Genomic DNA, 16,017 nt, shown 5'->3' on the forward strand with positions numbered 1-16,017 from the left:
CAGGACCTCCCGCATCACCGGGAGCAGCTCGTGCCGTACCCGCGAGCGGAGGATCTCCGGGTGTTCGTTGTGGGGGTCGTCCCAGAGGTCGAGGCCGAGTTCGGCGCAGCTGCCGCGGGTCTGGTCACGGGTGGCGGCGAGCAGCGGGCGTCCCAGGAAGGACGCTCCGGCGTCCACCACCGGATGCTTGCGGGAGATCTCCCGCAATCCGGCGAGACTGCCGGTGCCCGACCCGCGGGTCAGGGCGAGCAGCAGGCCTTCGGCATCGTCATCGGCGGTATGGGCGACGAGCACGGGGAGACCGGCGGCGGCGTCGCCGAGGGCACGGTAACGGGCGTCGCGGGCCGGCCCCTCCCCCGGTCCGGCAACGTCGACGGTGACCACGGTCGCCGTCGCCCCGAGGCCACGGCACTGATGTGCAGCACGGGCGGCGACGCGGTCCGAGCCGTCCTGGAGACGGTGGTCGACGGTGACGGTGGTGACCGCAAGACCGGCGTGGACGCAGGCGGCGGCCAGTGCCAGGGAGTCCCCTCCCCCGGAGACTCCGCAGACCACGGCGTCCCCGCGGTGCAGCCCGGCACGGTCGAGGAAGGCGGCGAGGCTGTGCCGGACAGCGAGGGTCGCCGGGCCGGGACGACCGGGACACATCGGGACTACACCTTGCGCAGGGCGGCGGCGAGGCGGTCGAGCGCGGCGCGGCCGGCGTCCTGGTCGGAACCGTTGGACAGGAAGGCGAAGGTGAGGACGCGACCGGAGTCCGTGGTCAGCGTGCCCGCGAGGGCATTGACCCCGTCGAGGGTGCCGGTCTTCGCCCGGACCCGGCCGGCGGCGGATTCCGCGCCGGAACCGGAGAGATAGCGGTCGGACAGGGTGCCGTCGGCGGCGGCGACCGGCAGAGCGTCGAGCAGCAGCCGCAGTTCGGCGGCACGGTCGGCGATGTCGTCGTCCACGCCGTCGCTGACCGGTGCACCGGCGGCCAGGGCGAGGACGCCGTCGAGGATCCGGGCACTGAGCCGGTTGTCCTCACTCATCCCGGAGCAGTCCTTGAGCACGGCCTCATCGACGTCGATACCGGCCTCACCCAGGGTGTCGAGGATCGCATCAGTGGCGCCGGAGAAGGTCGCGGACCCACCTCGGGCGGCGGCGACCTCGCGGCCGACGGCCTCGGCGAGGAGGTTGTCACTGTGCAGCATCATGTCGCGCAGCCGGGTTCCCAGCGGCGCGGAGTAGACGGTGCCGAGCGCTTCGAAGGACCCGTCGCTGTCCCCGTCGCTGTCCCCGTCGTCAGTCCCGGTGCCCACCGGCTCATCGGAGACACTGACCGACGCGCCGGTGGCGCCGAGGGCGTCCGCCAGGGCACGGCCGGCGTCGGCGGCAGGGGTGTTCGACCGCGGTGAATAGTTCTCGGTGGGGTCAAGGCGCCCGGCGTCCAGCATCACCGCACCGAGCGGGGCCACATTACCGGCGGCGATATCGTCGGTGGACCAGGTGGAGTTGAACAGATCGCCCTCACGGACCGAGTTGTCGACGATGACCGAGGTGACCTGCTGACCGCCGAGAGCTCCGGTGACCTGTTCGGCGAGATCGTCGATCGTGGGCGCGTCGGTGAAGAACCCGGAGTCCTCGCTGCGTTGCAGGGTGACGTCGCCGCCCCCGCGCAGGATGATCTGACCCGGCTCGTCGCCGGCGAGCACCGTGGTCCCGACGCGGTCGTCGACGGGCAGGGTGAGCAGCGCGGCGGTTGCCGTGGTGAGCTTCGTGGCGGACGCCGGGACCAGGGTGCGGTCCGGATCAGCCGACCAGATCTCCTCACCGGTGGCGACGTCGGTGACATGACCGGTGACCTGTCCGAGTGCCGCATCCGCGGCGGGACCGGAGAGGACGGACGCCACCGTGTCGGTGTCGGGGGCGGAACTGTCCACACCGTCGACTGGTACTGCACCGACCACCGGGGACGCTGCGGTGATCTCCTCGGCCGCTTCGACACCTGTGTCGCCTGTCCGGTTGACCACGAGGGCCGCGGCGACGATGACGATGACGGCGACGACGAATGCAGCGATGCCGTAGAGCCAACGGCGTGAGGAGATCTTGCTCATCTCGGGCATCGGTGCCTTCCGGTTACGGGATATGACCCCCACAGACTATCGGACGACCCTGTCCGCACGGCCGGCTCCTCACCGTCACGGGTCACCCGGTCACCGGCAGGCCGCAGAAAGCCTGCGGAGTTCGTTTCCAGAACGTATGCTCCATGTCCATGGCGAAAGAACTCATCACCGCATCCCGCACCGTCAACGCCACCCCGGACCGCGTCTGGCACGTGGTCTCCGACCTCTCTGCCATGGGCCGTCGCAGTCCGCAGTGCCGCAGGATGCTCGTCCTCGGCCCGGGGACGCCGCGTCCTGGCACGACGACCGTGAACCTCAACCGCCGCGGCATCCTGTTCTGGCCGACCTGGTCGAGGGTCACCGCCTGGGAACCGGCGAAGACCCTCGAGTTCCGGATCCCGCTCAACGGCTCGCGGTGGCGCTACGACCTCGCCGACAACGGCGACGGCACCACCACGGTCACCGAGTCCCGCATCGTGGAGGGGAACACCTCCGCGCTCTCCCGCGGAATGGTGGCCGCGTTCCTCGGCGGCAACGACACCTTCGAGGCCGAGCTGCACAGTGGAATTGAACAGACCCTGGCGGGTATCGCAGGAGAGGCCGAGGCTGCAGGGTAGACTCACTGCCCATGAGCATCGAAGTCACCATCGAGATCCCCAAGGGTTCCCGCAACAAGTACGAGGTCGACCACGAGACCGGCAAGGTCTACCTGGACCGTTACCTCTTCACCCCCATGGCGTACCCGGCCGACTACGGCTTCATCGACCACACCCTGGGTGAGGACGGCGACCCGCTGGACGCCCTCGTGATCCTCCCCGAGCCCCTCTTCCCGGGCGTCATCGTCAAGGCCCGCCCGGTCGGCGTCTTCAAGATGACCGACGAGGCCGGCGGCGACGACAAGCTGTTGTGCGTCATCGACGACGTCCGCTACGACAGGTTCCAGGACATCGACGACATCGCCCATGACGTCAAGGACGAGATCGAGCATTTCTTCGTCCACTACAAGGACCTGGAGCCGGGCAAGGAAGTCCACGGTTCCGGCTGGGGCGACAAGGCCGAGGCCGAGAAGATCCTCGCCGAGGCCATCGAGCGCAACAAGTAGGACCGCTCCCCCTCCTTTCACGTCCAGACACCCTCCCCGGACGCCCCCCTCACGGGCGGTGGCATCCGGGGAGGGTTTTCTGTGTGTGCGGCGGTCTTCTCGGCATTCTCTCAGGCAACTTGCGCCCCATGCGTCACGACGGTCGTCTACAGTATGTCTCACCTCAGACGCTGTGCCCGCTGTGCCGGTTGTGCCTTCTCTCCTTCCCCACTGATCATCCACTGAAGGAGACCTGCGCATGCACCATCGCCGAATCCTGCTGCCTCTTGCCCTGGCTTTCCTGGCCTCCACCGCGGTGACCGCTCCGGCCGGAGCGGTCTCCGGTTCCCTGGGATCCCTGGGATCCCTGGGATCCCTGGACTTCGGGACCACCGTCGAGAACCCCTACTCGACAGACACCCGGAACAACATCGTCGCTTTCGGTGACTCCTTCACCTCGAATTCCGCGAGTTACGTCAACGACGCACCCTGGGCCTATCCCGCCTACCCACGCACCGAAGGGTGCCTGACCGCGCCGGACGCCTGGCCCGCCCAACTCGGCGCCATCACCGGGCGACCGGTCCAGAACTGGGCATGCAACGCACACACGACCGGCCAGATGCTGGGCCGGATCGACCGCGCCATCGCCTCCGGCCACATCAACGACACCTCTCTGGTGATCTTCGCCGCGGGCATGAACGACAAGCGGCAGGGAGTGTCGGATGCCACCGTCGTCGCCAACCTGGTCTCCGCGGTACAGAAGGTGCGGGCCGTCGCCCCCGGAGCGCAGATCGCCGTCCTGGGCCGGTTGGCGACCACGAACACCGAGGGACGGTTCTGCGACCGCAACACCGTACCCGACCAGCCGACCGGGGCGATCGACCGGACCACCGCCTCCTATGAGGCCGCGACCCAGGCCAACCAGCGGGCCGCCGCCGCACAGGCCGACGTGCAGTTCATCGACATCCGGTCGATGACCATCGAGGCGAACTCCAGCTGCGGGCTGGACGCCGACCGCTTCATCTCCGGCATGACGGACACCACAACCCCGGACTACAACATGCCGGCCCATCCCTCCCTGGCCGGCAGCAGGTTCCTCGCCCAGCAGGTCTCCGCCGTCATCGTCGCTGCGGCAGTGGCAGGTCTGCTGCCGTAGCGGGCCGGCCCCGGGAATCAGCCTTCGCCGCCGACGTAGGCGACAGCCTCGATCCCGGCGTCCCGGAAGTTCTGCAGGGCACGGACATTGTGCGGGCTGGAGGTGACGACCACGGCCAGTCCGCCACGGTCGGAGATCATCGACTTGGTGTTCTGCACATTGGCGACGGTGCTGTCCGACTCTTCCTCGATGAGGATCTGGTTGGTCACACCCCGTTCGCGGAGTCCGCTCTCCATCGCCGCAGCTTCACTGGGGCAGTCCGCCTGGGTAGCGCCACCACTGACGATCACCGGATTGAGCAGGTGGGTACGGGCCAGCTCGGTGGCGGCCTCCAACCGGTCGTCGAGCACCTGCGGGCGGGAGCAGTCTTCGTCGAGGCGGGCGCCGAGCACCACGATCGGCACCTGGGCGTCCCGCAGCAGGATCGCCTGCGCAGCGACCGGACTCACCACGGGAATGTCGGCAATGGTCCGGTTGTCGGAGACGAGGGTCTTGTCCTGTGCCGTGGCGCCGGCGGTCGGCGCGCCGGCGAGCCCGACGGTGACAGCGGAGACGGCGGCCAGGGCGAAAGCCGCGGCAGAGCGTGTGGGAGACAGCGTGAGTGACACGTGAGGGCCTTTCGGAGCACCGTAGGACAGTGCCGGAGGTAGGGGGAGAATTCGGCAGGGGGTAAAAGTTTGGGGGTGGTCAGGAGTTGTCACGACAATGTCTCATTCCAGAACGTTCCGCTACCGTTGTCGGAAGATTGACGCGAACCCCACCGCTCATCCTCAGCGTAAGGAATAGAAACACAAATATAATGTTCAGTCTCGGGCAGGCTCGGACGACCGCCGACCGCGGGCGTAGAGTGGTCGACCATGAGTGATTTCGAGACTGTCCAGCCCACCGAGGTCCCCGACGGAGCCCAGCTCATCGATATCCGCGAACCCGACGAGTACGCGCAGTGGCACGCCGAAGGCTCCGAGAATCTGCCGCTTTCCCAGCTTCAGGAGCGCTACGGCGAGTTCGACTTCGACCGGGACATCTACCTCATCTGCCTGTCCGGCGGCCGCTCCGCCCGCGCCTGCCAGTGGCTGGAGATGAACGGCATCGACGCGATCAACGTCGCCAACGGAACTTCCGGATGGCGCGATGCCGGCCTTCCGATCATCGGCGATCAGACCGCACCCCGGAACTGACCGGCCCCGGGGCTCTACCCCTGCTGCGACCGGGGGCGCCGCAGGGTCAGACCCGGGATAGGTACGGGGGAATCCCCACAATTGGGCGACCCAATCCCGGAACCGGTATTCTGGAGCGCATGGCCGATTCCCCCCACCTGCCGCACAACCTCCTCGCGTCCCCCTCGTTCCAGCTGGAGCGACTGCGCCGACGCACCCGGGAATTCGTCGAGGCCGACCTGGCCCGGGAGGGGTTCAACCTCCGCGAGTACTGGGTGCTGACCTACCTCGTCGACGGGGACGCCACCAGCCAAACCACGCTCGGTGAGGTCATCGGTGTGGACCGCTCTGACATGGTCCGCCTCGTGGACTCACTGGAGCAGCGGTCACTGGCGCAGCGGGTGAAGGACCCCAAGGACCGCCGCCGGCAGATCATCTCGGCGACGAAGAAGGGGCGTAAGGCGCAGGAGAAACTGACCCCCGTGGTGCAGGACGCCGAGGACAAGGCCCTCGACGAATCCACCTCCAAGCAGCTCAAGCACCTGAAGAAACTGGCGAAGTCGATCATCGCCTCCGAGGAGGAGACCGATCAGCCGGCCTAGTCGCCGATCTGGTCGCGTCCCCGCTTCACGATCTTCGGGTCCGGCTGACCCACCAGGTCGTAGTCCTTGCCGGTGTAGTCGAACTTGCTGAGCACGTAACGCATGGCATTGAGCCGGGCCCGCTTCTTATCGTTGGACTTGATGGTGATCCAGGGGGATTCATTCGTGTCCGTGTAGCGGAACTGTTCCTCCTTCGCCCGGGTGTAGTCGTCCCACCGGTCAAGGGACGCCAGGTCCATCGGAGACAGCTTCCACTGCCGCACCGGATCGACCTGTCGGATGGCGAAGCGGGTCCGCTGCTCCTTCTGCGTCACCGAGAACCAGAACTTCGTCAGGCTGATCCCGGAGCCCATGAGCATGTTCTCCAGCATGGGCACCTCACGGAGGAACTCGGCGTGCTGGTCATTGGTACAGAAGCCCATGACACGCTCGACACCGGAGCGGTTGTACCAGGAGCGGTCGAAGAAGACGATCTCCCCGGCACAGGGCAGGTGCTGGATGTAGCGCTGGAAGTACCAGGACGTCGACTCCCTCGGGCTGGGTTTCTCCAGGGCGACGGTCCGGGCACCACGGGGGTTGAGGTGCTCGTTGAAGCGCTTGATGGTGCCGCCCTTGCCGGCGGCGTCGCGCCCCTCGAAGAGGATGACGTGCTTCTGGCCCGTGTCCTTGGTCCAGTTCTGCCACTTCAGCAGTTCGATCTGCAGAGCCCGCTTGGTGGACTCGTACTCGTCGCGGTCGAGCCGCTCCTCGTAGGGGTAGTTCTCCCGCCAGGTGTCCACCCGGTGCCCGTCGGGGGTGATGAGTACCGGATCGTCCTCGTCCGAGTCGTCCACCAGGTAACCCTCGGTGGCCGCCAGATCGACGATGTGGAACTCCTGGTTGTCACCTGTACCCGTACCCATGCTGTCTGCCATACCCCCATCCTAGAGCGAACAGCCCGCCGTCACCCGCAGGCCGCACACCCCGTTCCCCCTCGTGTACCCCCGAAACGGAAACTCCCGGTGTCCGGCAACGGACGTGCACACGGCGGCAGGCACGACAGTGGCCCGGCCCCGCCGTAGCGGGGACCGGGCCACTGAAGCGGCGAGGTCCTAGGAGGACAGCGCGGAACCGGCGTCGAAGATGTCGAACAGGCCGGAGAAGACGTCAGCGAAACCGCCGAAGAAGGTGGACAGGTTCTCGAAGAGGCCGAGAAGGTCGGTCATGGTGTTCTCCCTGAGAGGAATCGTATGCAGTCGACCCGGGCGGGCCGTCGGGGGACAATACTAATGCTGTCCCCGACAAATGCAACCCGTCTGCCCACCTACGGGGGATCAGAAGCCGCCCATGCCGCCCATGTCACCCATGTCCGGGGCTGCAGCAGCCTCGGGCTCGGGCTTGTCGGCGACGACAGCCTCGGTGGTGAGGAAGAGGCTGGCGATGGAGGCCGCGTTCTGCAGTGCGGAACGGGTGACCTTCACCGGGTCGGCGATGCCGCCGGCCAGCAGGTCGACGTACTCACCGGTCGCGGCGTTGAGACCGTGGCCGCTCTCCAGGTTGGCGACCTTGTCGACGACGACGCCCGGCTCCAGGCCGGCGTTGAAGGCGATCTGCTTCAGCGGGGAGGAGAGGGCGGCGCGCACGATCTGCACACCGGTGGCCTCGTCACCCTCCAGGCCGAGGTTGTCGGCGAGGACGTGGGCGGCCTGCAGCAGTGCAGCGCCACCACCGGCGACGATGCCCTCCTCGGCGGCAGCCTTGGCGTTACGGACGGCGTCCTCGATGCGGTGCTTGCGCTCCTTGAGCTCCACCTCGGTGGCGGCACCGACCTGCAGGACGGCGACGCCACCGGCCAGCTTGGCGAGACGCTCCTGGAGCTTCTCCTTGTCGTAGTCGGAGTCCGCGTTCTCGATCTCCTGACGGATCTGGCGGACGCGACCGGCGAGCTGCTCGGAGGAGCCGGCGCCGTCGATGATGGTGGTCTCGTCCTTGGTGACGACGACCTTGCGGGCGGTACCCAGCAGCGGCAGGTCGGCGGTCTCGAGAGAGAGGCCGACCTCTTCGGCGATGACCTGGCCACCGGTGAGGATGGCGATGTCCTGCAGCTGGGCCTTGCGGCGGTCACCGAAACCCGGGGCCTTGACGGCGACGGACTTGAAGGTGCCGCGGATCTTGTTGACGACGAGGGTGGACAGGGCCTCACCCTCGATGTCCTCGGCGATGATCAGCAGCGGCTTGCCGGACTGCATGATCTTCTCGAGCAGCGGCAGCAGGTCCTTGACGTTGGAGATCTTGGAGGAGACCAGGAGGATGTAGGGGTCCTCCAGGACAGCCTCGCCGCGCTCGATATCGGTGGCGAAGTACGCGGAGATGTAGCCCTTGTCGAAGCGCATACCCTCCGTGGTCTCGAGGGTCACGCCGAAGGCGTTGGACTCCTCGACGGTGATGACGCCCTCCTTGTTGAGCTCACCGTCGCCCACGGCGTACATGGCCTCGGCGATGAGCTCACCGATCTTCTCGTCCGCGGCGGAGATGCCGGCGGTGGCGGCGATCTGCTCCCGGGTCTCGATCTCCTTGGCGGTGCTGAGCAGCTCGGTGGCGACCTTCTCGACACCGGCCTGGATACCGCGCTTGATGCCCATGGGGTTGGAGCCGGCCGCGACGTTGCGCAGACCCTCCTTGACCAGGGCCTGGGCCAGAACGGTGGCGGTGGTGGTGCCGTCGCCGGCGACGTCGTCGGTCTTCTTGGCGACCTCCTTGACCAGCTCGGCACCGATCTTCTCGTAGGGGTCCTCGAGGTCGATCTCCCGGGCGATGGTGACGCCGTCGTTGGTGATCATGGGGGCGCCCCACTTGCGCTCCAGGACGACGTTGCGTCCCTTCGGGCCGAGGGTGACCTTCACGGCGTCCGCGAGGGTGTTGAGACCCTTCTCCAGGCCGCGACGGGCCTCCTCGTCAAAAGCAATCATTTTAGCCATGTGGCTCGTTTTCCTCCGTGTGAGAGTAGGAGCGACACGTACGGTTCAGAGGCAGCGCCCGCGACGGCACGGGTGGACGCATGTCGCGTCATCCACCCTCACTGCACCTGAAGTGGCTCGTGAAGCGACTCGTAGACCGAGCCCGAACCAGATTGTCTGGCACTCAATACGGGTAAGTGCTAACCCCGTTTTTAGCAGTCTCACCCCTCGAGTGCAAGGAGGGGTGCCGGGGCGACGCGCTATCCTCATATCCATGACTGACTCCCCGACTGAACAGACCTCCCCCACTCCGGAGGCCGCCCGCGCGGCGATGGCCGCACAGATGCCTTTCGTCCGTGAGGCACTCACCGAACTCGTCGCCTTCCGCTCCGTCCACTCCACCCCCGGGCTGGAGAAGGACAACGCGGACGCCGCCGCCTGGGTCGTCAACTCCTTCCGCAAGGTCGGCATCCCCGTCGGACCCCACGTGACCAGTGACGGTTCGACCTCCGTCATCGGCCTGCGTGAGCCTGCAGAGGGATTCCCGACGATCCTCCTCTACTCCCACTTCGACGTGCAGCCCGCGTCCGACGTGGAGAACTGGACCTCGTCGCCCTGGGAGCTCACCGAACGGGACGGCCGCTGGTACGGCCGCGGCGCCGCCGACTGCAAGGGCCACGTGGTCATGCACCTGGCCGTGCTGCGTGCTCTCAACGAGCTTGCCGCCGAGTTCCCGGATGTCGCGAAGGTGGGCGTCCGCGTCCTCGTCGAAGGCTCCGAGGAGCGCGGCGGCTACGGCCTTGAGGACCTGCTGGCGGAGAAGCCGGACCTGTTCGCCGCCGACGTCTTCCTCATCGCCGACTCCGGCAACGACACCCTCGGCGTCCCCGCGGTCGGCACCGCCCTGCGTGGCACCGCACCGGTGACCGTCACCGTGGAAACCCTCGACCAGCCGATGCACTCCGGCCAGTACGGTGGCGCAGCCCCGGACGCCCTGCTATCGCTGATCCACCTGCTCGCCACCCTCCACGACGAGAACGGACTCGTCGCCGTCGACGGACTCGACTCCGACGCCCGATGGGAGGGACGCGGCCCCGATGCCGCGACCTTCCGCCGCGACGCCGGCATCCTCGACGGCGTCGACCTCCTCGGCGAGGCACAGGGCCTGAACCCCAACGACCTCACGGTCGCCCGTCCGTCCATCACCGTCACCGGCCTCGACTCCCTGTCGGTGGCGGACGCCGTCAACGCCGTCGTGGCCCGGGCCGCCGCCCACGTCAGCCTCCGCGTCCCGCCGGGAATGGACCCCAAGGTCGCGCAGGACGCCCTCATCGCCCACCTCGAGGCGCATGTGCCGCAGCATGCGAAGCTCACCATCGAACGTGACACGCTGGCGTCCCCCTTCCTCGCCGACATCACCGGCCCGGCGCTGGCCCGGCTGACCGCGTCCCTGGCGGACGCCTACGGCGCCGAGACGACCGCCGAGATCGGGTCAGGCGGCTCGATCCCGCTGTGCAATGCGTTACTCGCCCAGTTCCCGGACGCCGAACTCGGACTCTTCGGTATCGAGGAACCCGCCTGCCGTATCCACTCTGCGGATGAGTCCGTCTCGCCGGATGAGATTCATGCTATCGGCACCGCTGAGCTGCTTTTCCTCGCCCGCTCCGCGGAGTAACGCAGAGTGATTTGCCCCACATCGATGATGTAAGTATCATCACCGACCATGAACATCTCCCTTCAGCGAGTAACCCACCCGGGTGGAGGAATGGACTGACCCCTCCACCTCGGGGTCGGTGCGATACTCGCACGGTGCGTCGGTCCACATCCAGCCGACACTTTCACCACCGTTCAAGGGAACTGCATATTCATGTTCGAGCCACAGGATTACCGGATGTCTTCCACTACCCTGATCCGCTTCGCCAACGCTGAATCCTCCAGGGATGAGCAGGCGAGCTACGCTCTGCGCCCCTCCGCCCGCCGATCCAGCTCGGTGACCTACCGGACGGCGCAGCCCCTCCCCCGCATCGAGAAGCGTCGCACCCGCACTTTCGCCGAGGATCCCTTCCGCGCCCGTTTCGGACGCCGCCTGCCCGCCGGCATGCGCCAGGAGACCCGTGGCATGGAGTGGCGCACCTTCATCGAGACCTACGCTCCGGATGCGATCCGGGTCGAGTCACTGCGTACCACGAAGCTCACCGCCGGCCGGAAGAGCTACGAGCTCGCGATCACCGGGCTGCGTGACGGTATGTCGACCCGCGTCTCCATCACTTCGATGGGCTCCGCCTCCGCCATGACCCAGATCCTCGCCGACCACGGTCGCCGCGTGGAGATCCTCGAGTTTCACCAGTACGACATCTTCGAGGCCACGGTCACCTTCATCTACGCACAGCACAAGACCGCGAAGTGCTGGGCGGTGGGCTTCGGTGCCGACCGGGACACCTCCATCGCCGCCGCGCTGGGTTCCGCCGCCACCCGCCTGCACGGCTGAGGGTTTCTTGCCCACCACCCCTGTATGCGCCCGGATCGGGAGTTCAGGGGTGGTTTTTCATGCCCGGACCACCCTGAGGCACCCGACCCGGCGCCTACCCCGGCACAGGTACGACCCGGCAGGGTGGCTCCCCGGCCTCAGACCAACCGGTCGAGTCGCACCCGGTCTCTACAGCGACTTCTTCAGCGTCTCCACCGTGAGGTCGACTGCGGCGATCCACGCCTCCGGCTGGGTGAAGCCCTGCTCTGCACCGGCGTCACCTCGGGTGCGCACACCAGGCTCGAGCGCTGCGCCGGCCTCACGGGCAGCCGCCCGCTGCAGGGCGTAGTCACCGCCGCGCTCGACAATCCGGGAGACCTCCGCGAGCTCCGCAGCACACCCCAGATCCTCCGACAACGGGGTCAGACGCTCCACCCAGTCGGCGAGGTCGTCGGTGACCAGCCGCTCGGTGGTCTCCCGGTCGGTGATGATCAACGCGTCCAGCCCGTAACGGGCGGCACGCCACTTGTTCTCCGCGACATGCCAGTACTGGAGCGTCGGCAGGTCACGGCCTGCCTCCCACTCGCGCTCGTAGTACGCCACGAGGCAGTGGATGAATGCGGCGATGGCGCCGACCTCACGGACCTCCATGGTGGAGTCCGCGAACCGGACCTCGACCGTGCCGTACTTCGAAGGGCGAACGTCGAAGTGCATCGACCCGGTGTGGTTGATCACCCCGGACCGGTCCTGGTCGACGTTGAACGCCTCCCACTCGTCCCAGTCGGAGAACTGGTAGGGCATGCCCGCCGTCGGCAGCTGCTGGTACAGCAGGGTGCGGTTCGAGGCGTAGCCGGTGTCCAGGCCCTCCCAGGCCGGGGAGGACGCCGACAGCGCGAGCACGTGCGGGTACTGCGTCATCACCGCGTTGATGATGGGCCAGACCCGGTCTCTGCCTCCTACACCGACGTGGACATGGATCCCCCAGATGAGCATCTGGCGTCCCCAGTACTGGGTCCGTTCGATGATCTCGTTGTAGCTCTGCTTCTCACTGAGCACCTGGTCACCCCAGTGGGCGAAGGGGTGCGTCCCCGCGGAGAAGACGTTGACCCCCATCTCCCCCGCCACGGTCATGATCTTCGCCAGCTGACCACGGAGGTCCTCGACGGCGTCCGGGATCGTCTCGTGGACGCCGGTCACCATCTCCAGGGTGTTCGCGAGGAACTCGCGGGTGATGGTGTGCCCGGGGTACCGACGGTCGAGCTCCGCCATGATCTCCGGGGCCTTCGCGACGAGGTCGCGGGTCACCGGGTCGACGAGGGCGACCTCCCACTCGATACCGACCGTCGGTGCTGAACCGGGGAATTCCATGGCGCCGATGTTACTGCATCAGCAGGCCGGTCACCCCAGCGGACCAGTCAGGACGACGACGACGGCGTCCGCCGTACCGCCCTCACGAATGGCGGCCTCACCGAAGCGGTCGTAGTAGTCGGAGTTGCCCGGCGCGGCGGTCAGCCCGAGGTCGGAAGCGACCTGCTCGGCAGCGGCCTGAGCTGCGGCGTTGCCCTCCGGGTAGTAGACGCGGGACTCCTCGCTGATGCCTTCGATACGACCCTGGAGGTTGCCGTAGCCGACATTGGTCCAGTCACTGTCACGGACCCGGTCCGCACCCGACTGGGAGAGACCGGACTCGGTGCTGTTGTTCAGCACCGTGACCCCGATGCCCCGGTCGACCTCGGCAGCGGAATCCCCGGTGCCGGCTTCGTCGCCGGGAACGGGAGCCTGCGCGGACGAGGAGGAGTCGTTCGACGCACCGTCGGCACCGTCGGCGTCGTCGGCGCCTGCAGCCTCGGAAGCACCCTGGTCAGCCTCACCGGGGGCAGGTGCGGCGGCCGTGGCGGAGGTGTCCGGGCCGGATGCTGTGTCGTCGGAGTCATCGTCGCCACCGAACAGGGAGAAGGCACCCCAGATGATGAGGACCACGGCGACGGCGGTGAGGATCATGGCCAGGCCACGCAGCGGCGGGCCGGATTTCTCCGGCGGTTCACCTGATGTGCCGGCCACTCCGGCAGCGCCGGCAGCACCTGCGCCGGTAGCCGCCGCCGGGTAGGCGTAGGCCTCGTCGTAGGCCTCGTCGTAGGAGTCGTCGTAGGAGTCGTCGTAGGAGTCGTCGTAGCCGGAATTGTCGTACGGGCCCTGCTCAGGCTCCCGGGAATGCCGCGGTCGGTTCTGCTCAGTCACGCCCCAATAGTAACTTCAGTCACGCCGTTCACGCAGTATCCTCACCATGGCCGGGTCGGCCTCCTGCGCCTCAGGACGCTCGATAAGTGCGTTGAGCTGCTGAAAGTACCGCCACGGTTCCACCCCGAACCGGCGTCGGATCTCCTCTTCCTTCGCCCCTGACGCCGACCACCGCAGATGCTCGAACGCGAGAATCTCCCGTTCCTGTTCACTCAGCGCCGCCATGACCGTAGAGTGTAACGGTCCTACTGACGTTCATTCATGACCAGCCCCAGGGAGCCCCTGTGACTACAGCCATCAACGATTCGGCCGCCCAGGCGCCCGGTAGACGTACCCGCGAAGAGAAGCGGGTCCTTGCCGGAACCCTCGTCGGCACCACCATCGAGTGGTACGACTTCTTCATCTACGCCCAGGCCGCGGCCTTCATCTTCGCGCCACTGTTCTTCGACCCCGTCGGCAGCGACAACCTCGCCCAGATCTTCTCCTGGGCCTCGATCGGCATCAGCTTCCTGTTCCGCCCCCTGGGTGCGATCATCGCCGGCCACCTCGGTGACCGCTACGGACGCAAGACCGTCCTCGTGGTCACCCTGGTCGGAATGGGCCTCGCGACCGCCCTCATCGGCGTCCTGCCGACCTACGAGACCATCGGCGTGGCCGCACCGGTCCTGCTGATCCTGCTGCGCATCCTGCAGGGCTTCTCCGCCGGCGGTGAGTGGGGCGGCGCCGCCCTCATGTCCGTCGAGCACGCCCCGCGCGAGAAGCGCGGACTGTTCGGCGCCTACCCGCAGATCGGTGTCCCGCTGGGCCTGATCCTGGCGACCTCGTTCATGTTCCTGCTGAACACCTCCATGTCCGACGACACCTTCGAGTCCTGGGGCTGGCGTCTGCCTTTCCTGTCCTCCCTGGTGCTCATCGTCGTCGGCTACCTGATCCGTCGCTCCGTCGAGGAGTCCCCGGTCTACCTGGACATGCAGGAGCGTCAGCAGGCCGCGTCCGCACCGCTCGGCCGCCTCTTCCGTGACCACTGGAAGAACGTCCTGCTCGCCGCCCTGATCTTCGCCGGCAACAACGCCACCGGCTACATGATCATCGCCTTCTTCTCCTCCTACGGCACCAAGACCCTGGGCATGGAGAAGTCGCAGACCCTCGTCGCCGCCATCGCCGGTGGTGTGGCCTGGCTGCTCCTCACCATCTACAGCGGCTGGATCAGTGACCGTATCGGACGCCGCGTCACCTTCGCCATCGGCTATGTGCTGCTCATCGCCTGGGTCGTGCCGATGTGGTGGTTCATCGACAAGGGCACCACCGGCTCGATGACCTTCGCGATCGTCGTCCTCACCTTCGGCCTGGCGGCGTCCTACGCCCCGCAGTGTGCCCTGTACGCCGAGATGTTCCCGGCGGACGTGCGGTACTCCGGCACCTCGATCGGTTACGCCATCGGTTCGATCCTCGGTGGCGCCTTCGCGTCCACCTTCGCGCAGATGATCCTCGACAACACCGGCGACTCCTGGTGGATCGGTATCTACCTCGGCGCGATGTGCCTGATCTCCCTGATCGCGGTACTCGCGGTGCCGAAGTCGGTGGAGAAGTCCGACCTGCACGTCTAGCGGGTTATTCTGGACGGCATGTCCGTTCTTCCTGTCGTCATCTGCGGCGATCCCGTCCTGCACACCCCCACCACCCCGGTCACCGAGCCGGCCGCCGACCAGCTCGGCGAGGGGACCGAACTGTCCACCCTCATCGCCGACATGTACGAGACCCTGGAGCTGGCCCACGGTGTGGGCCTGGCCGCGAACCAGGTCGGCGTCGGCCTGCGGGTATTCGTCTACGACTGCCCCGACATCGACGGTCCTGACGGCACCCGGAAGTCCGAGGAGGAGATCGAGGCACAGGGTGGGCCGATGCGCCGCGGCTGCGTCATCAACCCGGTCCTGGAGACCAGCGAGATCCCGGAGACCATGCCGGATCCCGAGGACGATGTCGAGGGGTGCCTCTCGGTCCCCGGCTACGACTACCCCACCGGCCGCGCCGACTGGGCCCGCGTCACCGGCACCGACGAGCACGGCGAGCCGACGAGCGTGGAGGGCTACGGATTCTTCGCCCGCTGCCTGCAGCACGAGACCGGTCACCTCGACGGCCACCTCTACATCGACACGCTGATCGGCCGCAATGCCCGCGCGGCGAAGAAGATGGTGAAGCGTGAGGGATGGACCGTCCCCGGCAACTCCTGGCTCCCGGGGGTGGACGCCGACCCCTTCGGTCACGACGACTGACC

The 16,017-nt window shown here is 67.3% G+C and carries 17 protein-coding genes and 1 pseudogene; 9 read left to right on the forward strand and 9 right to left on the reverse strand.

From position 1 onward, the window contains the following. Positions 1-30 precede the first annotated feature (30 nt). Positions 31-648, reverse strand: a pseudogene (tilS, locus tag Q0A27_RS15085) (tRNA lysidine(34) synthetase TilS); the annotation flags it as partial. 5 nt (positions 649-653) lie between these two features. Beyond that, entirely contained in the window at positions 654-2,105 is a 1,452-nt protein-coding gene (gene dacB, locus Q0A27_RS13690; RefSeq protein WP_291476254.1) for a D-alanyl-D-alanine carboxypeptidase/D-alanyl-D-alanine-endopeptidase, read from the reverse strand. Positions 2,106-2,254: 149 nt separating this feature from the next. Between dacB and Q0A27_RS13695 the strand changes: the two genes are divergently transcribed. The 3 genes from Q0A27_RS13695 to Q0A27_RS13705 all read left to right on the forward strand — a co-directional run bounded on the left by Q0A27_RS13695 (position 2,255) and on the right by Q0A27_RS13705 (position 4,342). Then, positions 2,255-2,722 carry an SRPBCC family protein gene (locus Q0A27_RS13695; RefSeq protein ID WP_291476256.1) on the forward strand — a complete coding sequence of 156 codons (468 nt, stop codon included), beginning with the start codon at positions 2,255-2,257 and terminating at the stop codon, positions 2,720-2,722. Between the two features lie 11 nt (positions 2,723-2,733). Continuing rightward, positions 2,734-3,207, forward strand: a complete 474-nt coding sequence (locus tag Q0A27_RS13700; protein WP_291476258.1) for an inorganic diphosphatase — start codon at positions 2,734-2,736, stop codon at positions 3,205-3,207. Between the two features lie 238 nt (positions 3,208-3,445). Beyond that, a complete protein-coding gene (locus Q0A27_RS13705; RefSeq protein ID WP_291476259.1) occupies positions 3,446-4,342 on the forward strand; it encodes a GDSL-type esterase/lipase family protein in 897 nt (298 codons plus the stop codon). 17 nt (positions 4,343-4,359) lie between these two features. On the opposite strand, the gene Q0A27_RS13710 is transcribed toward Q0A27_RS13705, so the two are convergent. After that, positions 4,360-4,950, reverse strand: a complete 591-nt coding sequence (locus Q0A27_RS13710; RefSeq protein WP_291476261.1) for a YdcF family protein — start codon at positions 4,948-4,950, stop codon at positions 4,360-4,362. Positions 4,951-5,199: 249 nt separating this feature from the next. Between Q0A27_RS13710 and Q0A27_RS13715 the strand changes: the two genes are divergently transcribed. Together Q0A27_RS13715 and Q0A27_RS13720 are read left to right on the forward strand one after the other, a co-directional pair. Continuing rightward, positions 5,200-5,520, forward strand: a complete 321-nt coding sequence (locus Q0A27_RS13715) for a rhodanese-like domain-containing protein (protein WP_291476263.1) — start codon at positions 5,200-5,202, stop codon at positions 5,518-5,520. A 119-nt stretch (positions 5,521-5,639) separates the two neighbouring features. Beyond that, entirely contained in the window at positions 5,640-6,101 is a 462-nt protein-coding gene (locus Q0A27_RS13720) for a MarR family winged helix-turn-helix transcriptional regulator (protein ID WP_291476265.1), read from the forward strand. Here the strand turns inward: Q0A27_RS13720 and ppk2 are convergent. The 3 genes from ppk2 to groL all read right to left on the reverse strand — a co-directional run bounded on the left by ppk2 (position 6,098) and on the right by groL (position 9,058). Further along, complete coding sequence (gene ppk2, locus Q0A27_RS13725) at positions 6,098-7,015, reverse strand: polyphosphate kinase 2 (RefSeq protein WP_291476266.1); 918 nt, start codon at positions 7,013-7,015, stop codon at positions 6,098-6,100. The genes Q0A27_RS13720 and ppk2 overlap by 4 nt on opposite strands. A 177-nt stretch (positions 7,016-7,192) precedes the next feature. Next, positions 7,193-7,306, reverse strand: coding sequence for a PorACj family cell wall channel-forming small protein (locus tag Q0A27_RS13730; protein ID WP_291476268.1), 114 nt, complete (start codon positions 7,304-7,306; stop codon positions 7,193-7,195). A 108-nt stretch (positions 7,307-7,414) separates the two neighbouring features. Beyond that, positions 7,415-9,058: a chaperonin GroEL gene (gene groL / locus Q0A27_RS13735; RefSeq protein WP_291476269.1), complete on the reverse strand. Its 1,644-nt coding sequence runs from the start codon at positions 9,056-9,058 to the stop codon at positions 7,415-7,417. A gap of 253 nt (positions 9,059-9,311) precedes the next feature. On the opposite strand from groL, the gene Q0A27_RS13740 reads away from it, so the two are divergent. Next, positions 9,312-10,712 (forward strand): dipeptidase, encoded by a 1,401-nt coding sequence (locus Q0A27_RS13740; RefSeq protein WP_291476271.1) that lies wholly within the window; start codon positions 9,312-9,314, stop codon positions 10,710-10,712. Positions 10,713-10,904: 192 nt separating this feature from the next. Beyond that, a complete protein-coding gene (locus Q0A27_RS13745; protein WP_291476273.1) occupies positions 10,905-11,525 on the forward strand; it encodes a hypothetical protein in 621 nt (206 codons plus the stop codon). Between the two features lie 168 nt (positions 11,526-11,693). Here Q0A27_RS13745 and Q0A27_RS13750 read toward each other — a convergent pair whose 3' ends face one another. From Q0A27_RS13750 to Q0A27_RS13760, 3 genes are read right to left on the reverse strand one after another with little or no spacing between them, the layout of a single operon-like run. Next, the gene (locus Q0A27_RS13750) at positions 11,694-12,872 is read right to left on the reverse strand and encodes a glutamate--cysteine ligase (protein WP_291476275.1); all 1,179 of its coding nucleotides are present in this window, start codon (positions 12,870-12,872) and stop codon (positions 11,694-11,696) included. Positions 12,873-12,902: 30 nt separating this feature from the next. Further along, complete coding sequence (locus Q0A27_RS13755; protein WP_291476276.1) at positions 12,903-13,742, reverse strand: LytR C-terminal domain-containing protein; 840 nt, start codon at positions 13,740-13,742, stop codon at positions 12,903-12,905. A gap of 15 nt (positions 13,743-13,757) precedes the next feature. Continuing rightward, complete coding sequence (locus Q0A27_RS13760; protein WP_291476277.1) at positions 13,758-13,967, reverse strand: DUF3263 domain-containing protein; 210 nt, start codon at positions 13,965-13,967, stop codon at positions 13,758-13,760. Positions 13,968-14,026: 59 nt separating this feature from the next. On the opposite strand from Q0A27_RS13760, the gene Q0A27_RS13765 reads away from it, so the two are divergent. Further along, positions 14,027-15,349 carry an MFS transporter gene (locus Q0A27_RS13765; protein ID WP_291476278.1) on the forward strand — a complete coding sequence of 441 codons (1,323 nt, stop codon included), beginning with the start codon at positions 14,027-14,029 and terminating at the stop codon, positions 15,347-15,349. Positions 15,350-15,367: 18 nt separating this feature from the next. Further along, positions 15,368-16,015 carry a peptide deformylase gene (locus tag Q0A27_RS13770; protein WP_291476279.1) on the forward strand — a complete coding sequence of 216 codons (648 nt, stop codon included), beginning with the start codon at positions 15,368-15,370 and terminating at the stop codon, positions 16,013-16,015. Positions 16,016-16,017 lie beyond the last annotated feature (2 nt).

The organism is Corynebacterium sp. (genome assembly GCF_022712275.1).
Lineage (GTDB): Bacteria > Actinomycetota > Actinomycetes > Mycobacteriales > Mycobacteriaceae > Corynebacterium.

Coding starts and splice junctions, on each gene's coding strand:
- groL (WP_291476269.1), bottom strand. CDS start 9,058: ATGGCTAAAATGATTGCTTTTGACGAGGAGGCCCGTCGCGGCCTGGAG.
- Q0A27_RS13730 (WP_291476268.1), bottom strand. CDS start 7,306: ATGACCGACCTTCTCGGCCTCTTCGAGAACCTGTCCACCTTCTTCGGC.
- Q0A27_RS13695 (WP_291476256.1), top strand. CDS start 2,255: ATGGCGAAAGAACTCATCACCGCATCCCGCACCGTCAACGCCACCCCG.
- Q0A27_RS13770 (WP_291476279.1), top strand. CDS start 15,368: ATGTCCGTTCTTCCTGTCGTCATCTGCGGCGATCCCGTCCTGCACACC.
- Q0A27_RS13705 (WP_291476259.1), top strand. CDS start 3,446: ATGCACCATCGCCGAATCCTGCTGCCTCTTGCCCTGGCTTTCCTGGCC.
- dacB (WP_291476254.1), bottom strand. CDS start 2,105: ATGCCCGAGATGAGCAAGATCTCCTCACGCCGTTGGCTCTACGGCATC.
- Q0A27_RS13740 (WP_291476271.1), top strand. CDS start 9,312: ATGACTGACTCCCCGACTGAACAGACCTCCCCCACTCCGGAGGCCGCC.
- ppk2 (WP_291476266.1), bottom strand. CDS start 7,015: ATGGCAGACAGCATGGGTACGGGTACAGGTGACAACCAGGAGTTCCAC.
- Q0A27_RS13745 (WP_291476273.1), top strand. CDS start 10,905: ATGTTCGAGCCACAGGATTACCGGATGTCTTCCACTACCCTGATCCGC.
- Q0A27_RS13700 (WP_291476258.1), top strand. CDS start 2,734: ATGAGCATCGAAGTCACCATCGAGATCCCCAAGGGTTCCCGCAACAAG.
- Q0A27_RS13760 (WP_291476277.1), bottom strand. CDS start 13,967: ATGGCGGCGCTGAGTGAACAGGAACGGGAGATTCTCGCGTTCGAGCAT.
- Q0A27_RS13715 (WP_291476263.1), top strand. CDS start 5,200: ATGAGTGATTTCGAGACTGTCCAGCCCACCGAGGTCCCCGACGGAGCC.
- Q0A27_RS13750 (WP_291476275.1), bottom strand. CDS start 12,872: ATGGAATTCCCCGGTTCAGCACCGACGGTCGGTATCGAGTGGGAGGTC.
- Q0A27_RS13720 (WP_291476265.1), top strand. CDS start 5,640: ATGGCCGATTCCCCCCACCTGCCGCACAACCTCCTCGCGTCCCCCTCG.